Source organism: Weissella paramesenteroides (genome assembly GCF_036327715.1).
In the GTDB taxonomy this organism is placed as follows: Bacteria; Bacillota; Bacilli; order Lactobacillales; family Lactobacillaceae; genus Weissella; species Weissella paramesenteroides.
In genome coordinates, this window is record NZ_CP130559.1 from 510,446 (window position 1) to 523,338 (window position 12,893).

The following is a 12,893-nucleotide window of genomic DNA, read 5'->3' on the forward strand; positions in this document are numbered from 1 at the left end:
TATTATGATATTGGCGCTCATGCAATAAAAAGGAGGAATCTCGTGAGTAACGAAATTATTGCAGTTTTAGGTGCTGGATCGTGGGGAACCGCACTGGCAAATGTTGCTGCTGAAAATGGGCATGACGTTCGTTTATGGAGTCATCGAGCATCACAAGTTGCTGAAATTAATGAAACGCATCGAAATACAAAATATTTGGGTGATAATCCATTAAATGAAGGGGTTGTTGGTGTCGCAGATATGCAAGCTGCAGTCCAGGATGCTGATATTGTATTAAGTGTTGTGCCAACTAAGGCGACACGAGAGGTTGCAAAACAATTAGTTGCAGCCCTTAAAAACTTAGATCAAAGTATCATTCTAATGGCTGCAACCAAGGGATTAGAACCAGGGACATACAAACGTGTATCAGAAATGCTAGCCGAAGAAGTGCCAGCTAAGTATTTACGTGGACTTGGTGTGATTTCAGGACCTTCACATGCTGAAGGCGTTATTACACATGACCCAACCTTGGTTACAGCAGTTAGTACAGACGTGGCAGTTGCTGAAAAGGTCCAACATGCATTAAGTAATCAGGTGTTCCGTGTTTACACCAATACTGATATGATCGGATCAGAAATCGGTGGCGCATTGAAGAACGTGATTGCCATTGGGGCAGGAGCACTGGAAAGCCTTGGGTATGACGCTAATGCTAAAGCAGCATTGTTCACCCGTGGCTTAGCAGAAATCAGTCGTTTAGGACAGGCTTTTGGAGCTAATCCAATTACTTTTATGGGATTGTCTGGTGTGGGGGACTTATTTGCCACAGCTACCTCGGTACATTCTCGAAACTATCGAGCTGGTGTCCAATTAGGTGAAGGTAAGAAATTAGCAGATATTATTGAACATATGGGAATGGTTATTGAGGGGATTTCAACAACCAAAGTTGCCCATGAATTAGCACAAAAGAAACATGTTGAGATGCCAATTACGTCAGCGATTTATCGCGTACTTTACGAAAATCAAGATGTTAAAGAAGCTATTCAAACATTAATGGGACGTCCAGTCTCACAAGAAGGGAAGTAAATTAATCATGAAACCAGTACGTAAAGCAATCATTCCAGCCGCAGGATTAGGAACCCGTTTTTTGCCTGCCACAAAGGCATTAGCAAAAGAAATGCTACCAATTGTTGATAAGCCAACTATCCAATTCATTATTGAAGAAGCTTTGGCTTCAGGAATTGAAGATATTGTGATTGTTGACGGTAAGTCAAAGCGTTCAATCGAGGATCATTTTGATTCAAATCCTGAATTGGAAAACAATTTACGTGAAAAAGGTAAGGATGAGTTACTAAAGATTGTTCAAGAGACAACTGATATTAACTTGTACTTTATTCGTCAATCTCATCCACGTGGCTTAGGGGATGCTGTGTTGACCGCAAAATCATTCATTGGCGACGAACCATTCGTTGTGATGCTAGGTGATGATTTGATGAGTGATGAGGTGCCTTTGACAAAACAATTGATTGATCGCTACAACACAACTGGTGAGTCAACGCTGGCCGTGATGCAAGTACCACATGATCAAGTTTCTGAGTATGGTGTGATTGCACCTGAAAAGGAAGTTGAACCTGGACTACACCAGGTTAATACTTTCGTTGAGAAGCCAAAGCCAGAAGATGCACCATCTAATTTGGCAATTATTGGTCGTTATCTATTAACACCCGAAATTTTTGAGGAATTAGAGAATACTAAGCCAGGTAAGGGAAACGAAATTCAATTAACTGATGCCATTGATTCATTGAATAAGCGTCAACACGTTTATGCTCATGAATTTAAGGGTAGCCGTTATGATATTGGATCAAAGATTGGTTTCTTAACAACTAATATTGAATTTGGGCTAAAGCACCCACAAACGTCTGAAGATTTGAAGGCATACATCAAGGAATTAGCTGCTAAGCTAGATTAGTCATTGATGAACTCACAAAAACTGCAAGTGTTTCGGTATCTATCGGGCTTGCAGTTTTTTATTTACAAAAAGTAAGTTAAAAAACTTGCTTTCTAATTAAAAGAATGTAAAATGTAGTAGATAGTCAATAAGAGTTTAATAAGCAAGTACTTGAAGGGGAGGTGTTGTTATGACCCAACACTATGACACAATAATTTTGGGTGCAGGTCCTGGTGGTATGACGGCAGCGACTTATGCTTCACGTGCAAATCTGTCGGTACTAATGATTGATCGAGGGATATATGGTGGCCAGATGAATAACACGGCTGAGGTAGAAAACTATCCTGGTTTTAGTAGTGTATTAGGTCCAGACTTGGCTGAAAAAATGTATCAGTCTTCAACACAATTCGGTGCTGAGTATGCTTTTGGAACAGTGTTACATGTTCAAGCACAAGAGGATGGCTCATGGCGCGTTGTTACTGATATGGACGAATATACAACTAACACAGTTATCGTGGCGACTGGTTCCGATTACAAGAAATTAGCCGTACCTGGTGAAGACCAATATTCAGGACGAGGTGTATCTTATTGTGCTGTCTGTGATGGTGCGTTTTTCCGCGGACAACATGTCATCGTTGTTGGTGGTGGTGACTCTGCAGTTGAAGAAGCAACCTATTTAGCTGGGTTAGCAGATAAGGTTACTATTTTCCATCGTCGTGACAAGTTGAGAGCACAGCAAATTTTGCAAGAACGTGCATTTGCCAATGAAAAGATTGAGTTCGTTTGGAATACTGAAGTTGAAGAAATTTTAGGTGATGATAAAAAGGTTACAGGGGTCCGAGTACACAATAATGTAACTGATGAAGTTTATACGGTTGATGCTGCAGGTGTATTCATCTATGTTGGTGTCTTACCAGTTTCTGATGTTGTTGCTGATTTGGGTATTACAAATGATCAAGGTTGGATCAAAACAAATGAGCGGATGGAAACATCATTGCCAGGTATTTATGCACTTGGTGACGTTCGTGAAAAAGAATTACGTCAAATCACGACAGCCGTTGGGGATGCAGCAATCGCTGGACAAAACGTCTTTTCATACAATGAAAATTTCAAACTACAACAGCAGAAAAAGATAGCGGAAGCATAAGATAAAATTTATTTTTGATGCTTCATGCATAGTAAAATGCGGTTTATAGGCTGAGTTAGAGAAATTCTGGCTCGGCCTCTTTTTTAACTTACATGGTAAGAAGATAACAGAGGGTAACATATGACAACTTTTTATTTTGTACGTCATGGACAAACGGCAGCTAACGCAGCGGGTTTGAAACAAGGACAAATTAATTCTGCTATGACACGATTGAATGACAAAGGTAAATTACAAGTTCGCCAATTAGCGGATCATTTTGATATTAGCTTTGCAGATTTGTTAATAAGTAGTCCGTTGCACAGAACTATGCAAACGGCAGATATCCTTAATAATATAGCTGGTATTCCTATGCAACAGGATCAGCGTTTATTAGAAATTTCGTATGGTGAATGGGATGGACAAAAAAATCAGCAACTTGAAATGCAATTTCCGGATGTCTTTAATCCTGTTTTACACGATGTGACCGCAAATTATACGAAATATGCCACAGCAGGTGAAACATTTGCACAGGTTGTTGAAAGAGTTAACCTATTTTTGAATGAAGCAAGCTTGCAGCATCCAAATGAACAAATAATTGTTGTTACGCATGGTTTTACGATTAAGGCGATATTAATGGCTACTTTTGGTATAAATCATGTAACTAGCAATATACCTGAACCAGATAATGCCAGTGTGACTAAACTGACCCAAACTTCTGATGGCAACCGATATTTACATTATTTCAATCGAAATTAGTTATGAAATATGTTTTTTTAGTAAAATATTAATGTCTTTTTGTGGTTAGCATGCGTATAATATCTTTTGAATAGAAATTAGGAGGAGAGCAAAGCATGGCGCAAGGCGTAAAAATTGTTGCTTCATCTCATTATGTGCCGCAAGACATTGTGACTAATGATAATTTAGCTACAATCATGGATACAAATGATGAATGGATTCAAGCACATACGGGTATAAAGACTCGTCATGTTTCATTGCGGGGGGAAAATACTTCGGACTTAGCCACTAAGGCAGCGCAACAAGCACTCGCTCAAACATCACTTACACCAGCTGAGATTGGGTTAATAATTGTAACAACATTTACACCAGATGGATTGGCACCATCGACAGCAGCCCTGGTACAAAAAAATATACAGGCAGAGAATGCATGGGCATATGACATTTCCACAGCATGTGCGGGATTTATCTTTGGTTTGAGTACCGCAGATAAATTTTTAAAGGCTGGTACGGCAAAGTATGCGTTAGTTATATCTGCTGAAGTTAATTCAAAAATGATGGACTTTAAAGACCGTGCCTCTTCGGTCTTTTTTGGGGATGGTGCAGGAGCGTTCATATTGGAAGCCAGTGAACAATCACTACTAGTGGCAGAAGAAATGCATACGATTGGTAATGCAGAGGTGGTGCATTCAGGGCGTATTCAACCGCTACATGAACTTTCTGCAGATAACTACCCGAAAACCGAAGCCTTTCATCAGGAAGGACGGCAAGTTTTTAGTGAAGTTGAACGTTTGATTCCTGATCATATTATCAACTTTTTAAAGAAAAATGATGTGACACCATCGGATGTTGATTATTTCATACCACACCAAGCTAATTTAAGAATAATTGAAATGATTGCTAAAAAATTAGAGCAGCCTATGGAAAAATTTGTGACAAATGTTACGAAATATGGGAACACATCATCGGCTGGTATTGCAATGGGCTTAGATGAATTGCGACACAATAAGCAACTAGCTGGTAAGAAAGTGTTGTTAACTGGATTTGGTGCGGGATTTACATATGGAAGTATATTGTGCCAATTTTAATTATCGCTGTATAATGTAATTGAGGAGGCAGAATGGATTATAGTCAGATGTTAGATCAACTAAGATCAGGCGAATTAGATGAATTTGTGGTAACTGCAAAAGAGTTTTCTGATTTTTATGTTGTATGGCGAGATTATCCCTATCAGAATGCAATTAGGGGCACTGCCGAACGTGGTGGTATAATTACATATACAGCAAAAAATGACGAAGCATCATAGAATAAAATTTATAGCTTAACGATAACAAATTATATTTTATGAAAAAAATATGTAAGCGCTTGCGAATATGTCTTATACCTGATAAAATGAATGTATGAAGGTTGGTTAAAATTGATTGTAGAAAGCATAATTTAACTTAACCCAAAGTAAAAGAATAATATTTAAATTTAGAGGAGATTATCACCATGGAATCACGCGAATTTCACATTGTAGCCGAAACTGGTATTCACGCTCGCCCAGCAACTTTGTTGGTACAAGCAGCTTCAAAGTTCTCATCAAACGTTACACTATCATACCAAGGTAAGGACGTTAACTTGAAGTCAATCATGGGTGTTATGTCACTAGGTGTTGGTCAAAACGCAGATGTTAAGATTTCTGCTGAAGGTGATGACGAAGCAGACGCTTTGGCAGCTATTGCAGAAACAATGTCAGCAGAAGGTTTGACAGACTAGTTTTTTAGATTAGGTTAAACAGGTTCTAGGGGAAATAGAATGACTAATAAAATTACAGGAATTGCTGCATCAAATGGTGTCGCAATTGCAAAAGCTTATAAGTTAGTTGACCCAGATCTGTCTTTTGAGACTCGCACAATCGACGATACTCAAGGTGAGAAAGACCGCATCAAGGCGGCCTTTTTGTCTTCTAAGGCAGATTTGGAAAAGATTCGTGCAAAAGCAGAAGAATCAATGGGTGCAGATGAAGCTGAAGTCTTTACAGCACACATCATGGTTACTGAAGATCCGGAGCTTTTGGGTAACATTAACGATAAAATTGATAGTGATAAAACAAATGCTGAGGCAGCTTTAAAGGCTGTCACAGATATGTTTATTGGCATGTTTGAAGGCATGGCAGATGATAATCCATACATGGCTGAACGTGCTGCTGACATCCGCGATGTAACCAAGCGTGTGTTAAGTCACTTGCTTGATAAGGAATTACCAAATCCAGCATTGATCAATGAAGAAGTTGTTATTGTTGCGCAAGATATGACACCTTCTGATACTGCGCAATTAGATCGTCGCTATGTCAAAGGATTTATTACAAATGTTGGTGGTCGTACGGCACACGCTGCTATTATGGCTCGTACATTGGAAATTCCTGCAATTGTTGGTTCTGAAGTTGCTACAAAGGAAATCAATGAAGGTGACACAGTTATCTTAGATGGTCTTGATGGTGTGGCGTTGGTAAATCCAACAGAAGATGAAATCTCAACTTATCAAGCTAAAGGTAATCGATACGCTGCTAAGAAAGCGGAATGGGCTAAGTTGAAAGACGAAAAGTCTGTATCAGCCGATGGCAAGGAATTTGTCATTGGAGCAAATATTGGAACACCAAAAGATCTTGATGGTGTCATTGATAATGGTGCTGAAGGTGTTGGACTATATCGTACAGAGTTCTTGTACATGGATTCTTCAGAATTGCCAACAGAAGATGATCAATTTGAGTCTTACAAGAAGGTATTGAAGAGTATGGACGGCAAGCCAGTTACGGTTCGTACAATGGATATTGGTGGTGATAAGCACTTGCCATATTTGCCATTGCCTGAAGAGGAGAATCCTTTCCTTGGTTACCGTGCTATTCGTATTTCTCTAGATCGTGATGATATTTTCCGTACACAATTACGTGCATTACTACGTGCTTCAGTTTACGGACAACTTTGGATCATGTTCCCAATGGTTGCAACGTTACCAGAATTCCGTGCTGCTCGTGATATTTTCAATGAAGAAAAGGCTAAGTTAGTTGCAGAGGGTACGCCAGTATCAGATGACATTAAGCTTGGTATTATGATTGAAATTCCAGCGGCTGCTGTTTTGGCAGATAAGTTTGCACAAGAAGTGGACTTTTTCTCAATTGGAACCAATGATCTAATTGGGTACTCTATGGCTGCTGATCGTGGTAATGATCGTGTGTCATATTTGTACCAGCCATACAATCCATCAATCTTACGCTTGGTTAAGAATGTGATCGATTCTGCACATAAGTATGGTAAGTTTGCTGCAATGTGTGGTGAGATGGCAGGGGACCCAATTGCATTGCCAATTCTTGTTGGTATGGGATTAGATGAGTTCTCAATGTCTGCAACTTCTATTCTACAGGCACGTTCATTGATGAAGAAATTGGATACGAAGGATATGGCTGAATTAGCTGCTAAAGCTGTTGATGCCGAAACAAATGATGAAGTTGTTGCGTTAGTAAAATCTAATGTTTCAGCTGACTAGTTGATAAAAAATTGTGAGAGCGACCAAAAATGGTTGTTCTTTTTTTTATAGTTAGTAATTTTTTCTTCAAATATGTTACCGGTAACATTCTATGGTAGGTTAAATATAATTTTTATATTAATTTTATTTTAAATGATTTTTTAAATATACATATATGTTTATTTTAATAGTAATTATGATTAAATTGTTGAAAAGGATACAATGTAAGCGTTTTCTTTTTGTAGCGAATTAGGATTGAATATTTAACCTAGCTCATATATGCTAAAAACATTAATGAATATTTGGGGGAATATATAGATGTCTACAAAATGGTGGCAAAACGAGATTGTTTATCAGATTTATCCACGTTCTTTTCAAGATACGAATCATGATGGAATTGGTGATATTCAGGGAATGATTGATCACTTGGATTACATTCAAGAATTAGGGGTCACAATGATTTGGGTCTCACCAATTTACAAATCACCAATGGTTGATATGGGTTATGATATTGCTGATTATCAAGATATTGATCCGCAATTTGGTTCACTGGATGAGTTTAAAGTTTTCTTGTCTGAAGCTAAAAAGCGTCATATTAAAGTAATTATGGATTTAGTTGTCAATCATACTTCTGATCAACATGAATGGTTTAAACAAGCATTAGCTGATCCCAAAAGTAAGTACCGTGATTACTTTATTTTTAAAACGACTGATGACGGGGATGTACCAAATAATTGGCGTAGTATTTTCGGTGGCTCAACTTGGGAGCCAGTTGCTGATGAACCAAATACGTTCTATTTTCATACTTTTGCCCCACAACAACCAGATCTGAATTGGGAAAATCGGGCGTTGCGTCAGGAAATATATCAAATGATTAACTGGTGGTTGGAATTAGGTGTGGCAGGATTTAGAGTTGATGCGATTACTCATTTGAAGAAAGACTTAGATTGGGCTAGTTTACCTGCCGATGGCAGTGATGGTCTTGTCTCGGTTATTAAGAAGGGACAAAATCGACCAGGTATTGATGTCTTCTTGAATGAACTAAAGCAAGAAACATTTGATAAATATGATGCCATTACAGTTGGTGAAGCATACGGTGTTCCGGAGAAAGATTTAAAGAAATATATTGGCCCAAATGGCTACTTTTCAATGATTTTTGATTTTTCATATATGAATATTGATGTCCTAAATACTGATGAATGGTATCGCGGTCGTAGCCAATGGACAGTAAAGGATCTGCGTGAAGCTCTATTTGAGTCACAACAGGTTGCTGGGCAGGTTCATGGTACACTTGCCAATGTTTTAGAGAATCATGATCAACCTAGAGTATTATCAAAGTTAGTACCTGATAAGCATGATCAAACACCCACAGCTGCAAAAGCATTGGCAACCATGTATTATTTCTTACCAGGTGTGCCATTTATTTACCAAGGCCAAGAGATAGGAATGAAGAATTTCGTCCGTAAGGATATTTCAGAATTTAATGATGTCTCATCAATCAATAATTATCAAATGGCACTTAAGGATGGTTATTCTAAAGAAAGTGCTCTCGCATCGATTAACGATAAATCACGTGATAATGCACGAGTACCAATGCAATGGAATAATTCTAAATTTGCGGGATTCTCTGACACAGAACCATGGCTAGGCATGGGAAATGATAGAGAAGGTATTGATGTGCAGACAGAGTTAGCAGACGAAAATTCTGTTTTGAACTATTACAAGAAATTAGGGCAACTGCATCATGATCTAGCATGGCAATCAGTTATAACTACAGGTGATTTCCAACCAATTGATTCATTGCCTGAAACCGTTATTGGCTATCAGCGCATCCTTGATGGACAAGTATTAACGGTATTTGTTAATCTAAGTCATGAATTAGCAGAATTTGATGCACGCAATGTTGGAGACGTGCTAGAAAAAGTAGGAAATATCACAATCGATGACAATCATGTTAAAATGGCTGGATACTCAGCAGTAGTTATGGGGTTTAATGCTAATTAACGATTGTGAATATAAAGTAAAGTGTATATTTCATATTGCTCGTATAGACCATTAGGTAAATTATTAGCAATTCGGTTTGTGAAACACTGAAAAAGTCACCGATCTATCGACTTAAAATTGGTAGATTGATGACTTTTTCACTGTAAATTAAGTACTTATATTTGAACTAGTATAATATCAAAACATTGATTTGTTCATTAAGTAAATTTGAATTGGTAAGCGTGGTATAATCAGAATAAGCACGATGAGGGGTGGTAAAAGAGGATGTTACGACGACCAATTGTTATAGCAAATTGGAAAATGAACAAATTGCCAAGTGAGGTAGAACGTTATATTGCTGAAGTTTCACCAAAATTGGCAGCATATCCGCATGTGGATGCGGTACTAGCAGGACAAGATGTCTTATTAAATGCAATGGTGACTGCTGCTAAAGGAACATCAATTGAAATTGGGGCTGAAAATATGTACTGGCAGGATAAAGGTGCATATACGGGTGAAACAAGTCCAGCAGCACTTGCTGACCTAGGTATTAGTCGAGTGATTATTGGTCACTCTGAACGCCGAAACTATTTTCGTGAAACGGATGAAATGGTTAATTTAAAAACGTTGGCTGCTTTGCGTAATGGCGTTTCACCAATCATTGCAATTGATGAAGCTGTTCAATTGGAATCACTCAATGACCACGCACACTGGATTGTAAACCAGGTAGTTGAATCATTAAAGGGTGTGACACGTGAAGAAATGAGTCGATTAATGTTGGCTTATGAACCAACGGCAGCGATTGGGTCGGGGCAAGCAATGAGTCCCGAAGCAGCCCAAAAAAGTTTGCGTGTGATTCGTCAAACAGTTGCGGATATGTTTGATCAAGAAGTTGCTGACCATGTTCGGATTTTGTATGGGGGTTCTGTGAAACCAGCAAATGCGTATGAACTTTTGAAGCAGCCAGACATTGATGGTGTTTTAGTTGGGGATGCTGCATTGGATGCCGCAACATTTATTGAGCTGATTAGTTTAGCTGAGCAAGCAAAACGTAATTTATAACAAATTAAAAGGGTGTCAATCTAATAGGTAGATTGACACCCTTTCAGTTTCTAATGGTTATGTTTCATTGTTAATCAACAGATGAGATAGCCGTGTCAGGTGCGGGAGTTACAACTGAACTTCCTTGTGTATTACTGGTTTCTTTACTATCAGATTCTTTTGAACCTGAGTCATGATTTGCCGTTGAGCTTTCAGAGTCACTAGTGCTAGAACTCTCGCTATTAACTGAGCTAGAACCACTATTGTTTGAAGAGTCAGAAGAGCTAGAACTATTTGAACTACTTGAAGAATTAGAGCTGCTAGAACTGCTTGAAGAGCTAGAAGTACTTGAAGAGCTAGAACTGCTTGAAGAACTAGAACTGCTTGAAGAACTAGAGTTACTTGAAGAATTGCTTGAAGTAGAAGAACTTGGCATGCTAGATGAACTATAGCTACTTGAACTATGTTGTGAATGAGCACTAGAACTAGAACTTGTCGGTTGGTTTGATGATTTATCTCGATTAGTGCTGGTTGAATGAGATGACATTTCTTGGCTTGTGGCTTGCTGGGAGGTCTGGGAATTTTTAGGATTTTGAGCAGTCATCACTGTACGATGGGGGTCAACGGCATCTTCTGAGTTACTAGAGATGACCGAGACACCACTAGCAGCCAATCTTGAACTAAATTTTGCTAAGTTCGATCTTGATTCTGCTTGAGATTGCTTTTGTGCTTGTAGATGGGTGACCTGCTCTTTTGGGTCTGTTAACCAGCCCGAAAATGCTTGTGATGTACTTAGAAAGAAGATGGGAATAATGAATAATAGACTAACTAATAATGAAATAGTAAAAATTGCTCTTTTCATAAATCTTCTCCCTTAAAAAATAATGTAATAACAAGTATAGTTTAACGTGCTTAACAATTACATGACAGTCATTAGTATAACAAAACAACAACAAATCACTTGCAAATTAGTGACGTCAGCGCATTGATTTTTAAGAATAATTAAAAAGTGATCGTTTGATTGTGAAGGTAATGTGAATTTTTTGTGTCCGTTATTAAACTTACAGACGTCGTTGTTAGCATATACTGTGAATTATGTTACAATAAGTCTCGAGGGATATTCCCATATTTAACTATACTTTCAAGAATAAGTAAGGAGAAGACAACATGTCTGCAATTACTGATATTTATGCACGCGAAGTTTTAGACTCACGTGGTAACCCTACTGTTGAAGTTGAAGTTTACACTGAATTAGGTGGCTTTGGTCGTGGTATCGTGCCATCTGGTGCTTCAACTGGTGTTAACGAAGCTGTCGAATTACGTGATGGTGATAAGGGCCGTTTCCTTGGAAAAGGAACTTTGAAGGCTGTTGAAAATGTTAACAAGGTAATCAAGGACAAGTTGATTGGTATGGATGTTACTGATCAAGTTTTGTTGGATCGCACAATGATCGACTTGGATGGTACGCCAAACAAGGGTAAGTTGGGTGCCAACGCTATCTTGGGTGTTTCAATTGCTGCTGCACGTGCCGCTGCTGATGAATTAGGTACACCATTGTACAACTACCTTGGTGGATTTAACTCAAAGGTATTGCCAACGCCAATGATGAACGTTGTTAATGGTGGGGCACATGCTGATAACTCAGTTGATTTCCAAGAGTTCATGATTATGCCAGTTGGTGCTAAGTCAGTTGCTGAAGCTGTTCGTATGGGTTCAGAAACTTTCCACGCATTGCAAGCTTTGTTGAAGGAATCAGGTCACTCAACTGCTGTTGGTGATGAAGGTGGATTTGCCCCTAACTTTACTTCAAATGAAGAGCCATTCCAATACTTGTTGCAAGCGATCGAACGCGCTGGTTACAAGCCAGGAAAGGATGTGGCAATTGCCTTTGACGTTGCCTCTTCAGAATTCTATGATCATGAAAAGAAGATTTATACATTAGCTGGTGAACCTGATAAGAAGGAATACACAACTGATGAATTCATCGACTATCTAGAAAACTTGATTGAGAAGTACCCAGTTGTTTCTGTTGAGGATCCTTTGGCAGAAGCTGAAGACTTGAACGATGAAGAACAGTGGGATAACTGGGCAAAGTTGACTGATCGTCTTGGTAACAAGGTACAAATCGTTGGTGATGACTTCTTTGTAACGAACACTGACTTCTTGGCAAAGGGTATTGCTAAGGGTGCTGCTAATGCTATCTTGATTAAGGTTAACCAAATCGGAACTTTGACAGAAACTGTTGAAGCAATCGAAATGGCAAAGGAAGCTGGTTATACAGCTATCGTTTCACATCGTTCAGGTGAAACTGAAGATACAACAATTGCTGACTTGGTTGTTGCAACTAACGCTGGTCAAATTAAGACTGGTTCAATGTCACGTACTGACCGTATTGCTAAGTACAACCAATTGATGCGTATTGAAGATTTGTTGACTGATAAGGTTGCTGAATACAAGGGTATTAACAGCTTCTACAACATTGACAAGTCTGCACGTGATGCAATTGTTAACTACGAAGCAAAATAATTAACTAATATAAAGATAAGTGAGACTGATGGAATTATTGATCAGTCTCACTTT

At 38.6% G+C, this 12,893-nt stretch carries 12 protein-coding genes; all 12 read left to right on the forward strand.

All coding sequences use genetic code 11. The features are described 5' to 3' along the window. Nucleotides 1-42 precede the first annotated feature (42 nt). The gene (locus tag QRX23_RS02420) at nt 43-1,062 is read left to right on the forward strand and encodes an NAD(P)H-dependent glycerol-3-phosphate dehydrogenase (protein WP_002828916.1); all 1,020 of its coding nucleotides are present in this window, start codon (nt 43-45) and stop codon (nt 1,060-1,062) included. Nucleotides 1,063-1,069: 7 nt separating this feature from the next. Next, complete coding sequence (galU, locus tag QRX23_RS02425) at nt 1,070-1,945, forward strand: UTP--glucose-1-phosphate uridylyltransferase GalU (protein ID WP_131473821.1); 876 nt, start codon at nt 1,070-1,072, stop codon at nt 1,943-1,945. Nucleotides 1,946-2,114: 169 nt separating this feature from the next. After that, nucleotides 2,115-3,071, forward strand: coding sequence for a thioredoxin-disulfide reductase (trxB, locus tag QRX23_RS02430; protein ID WP_330155821.1), 957 nt, complete (start codon nt 2,115-2,117; stop codon nt 3,069-3,071). 120 nt (nt 3,072-3,191) lie between these two features. Continuing rightward, nucleotides 3,192-3,806, forward strand: a complete 615-nt coding sequence (locus QRX23_RS02435; RefSeq protein ID WP_330155822.1) for a histidine phosphatase family protein — start codon at nt 3,192-3,194, stop codon at nt 3,804-3,806. A gap of 95 nt (nt 3,807-3,901) precedes the next feature. Continuing rightward, nucleotides 3,902-4,873 (forward strand): beta-ketoacyl-ACP synthase III, encoded by a 972-nt coding sequence (locus tag QRX23_RS02440; RefSeq protein ID WP_140837616.1) that lies wholly within the window; start codon nt 3,902-3,904, stop codon nt 4,871-4,873. A gap of 32 nt (nt 4,874-4,905) precedes the next feature. After that, nucleotides 4,906-5,091, forward strand: coding sequence for a hypothetical protein (locus tag QRX23_RS02445; protein ID WP_330155823.1), 186 nt, complete (start codon nt 4,906-4,908; stop codon nt 5,089-5,091). A 185-nt stretch (nt 5,092-5,276) separates the two neighbouring features. Continuing rightward, a complete protein-coding gene (locus tag QRX23_RS02450; protein ID WP_002828910.1) occupies nt 5,277-5,543 on the forward strand; it encodes a phosphocarrier protein HPr in 267 nt (88 codons plus the stop codon). A 39-nt stretch (nt 5,544-5,582) separates the two neighbouring features. Beyond that, nucleotides 5,583-7,310: a phosphoenolpyruvate--protein phosphotransferase gene (ptsP, locus tag QRX23_RS02455; RefSeq protein ID WP_330155824.1), complete on the forward strand. Its 1,728-nt coding sequence runs from the start codon at nt 5,583-5,585 to the stop codon at nt 7,308-7,310. Nucleotides 7,311-7,607: 297 nt separating this feature from the next. Then, nucleotides 7,608-9,293 carry an alpha-glucosidase gene (locus QRX23_RS02460; protein ID WP_330155825.1) on the forward strand — a complete coding sequence of 562 codons (1,686 nt, stop codon included), beginning with the start codon at nt 7,608-7,610 and terminating at the stop codon, nt 9,291-9,293. Between the two features lie 264 nt (nt 9,294-9,557). Continuing rightward, nucleotides 9,558-10,334: a triose-phosphate isomerase gene (gene tpiA, locus QRX23_RS02465; protein ID WP_330155826.1), complete on the forward strand. Its 777-nt coding sequence runs from the start codon at nt 9,558-9,560 to the stop codon at nt 10,332-10,334. 203 nt (nt 10,335-10,537) lie between these two features. After that, nucleotides 10,538-10,765, forward strand: a complete 228-nt coding sequence (locus QRX23_RS02470) for a hypothetical protein (protein WP_330155827.1) — start codon at nt 10,538-10,540, stop codon at nt 10,763-10,765. Between the two features lie 715 nt (nt 10,766-11,480). Then, the gene (gene eno / locus QRX23_RS02475) at nt 11,481-12,839 is read left to right on the forward strand and encodes a phosphopyruvate hydratase (protein WP_002828899.1); all 1,359 of its coding nucleotides are present in this window, start codon (nt 11,481-11,483) and stop codon (nt 12,837-12,839) included. Nucleotides 12,840-12,893: the final 54 nt, after the last annotated feature.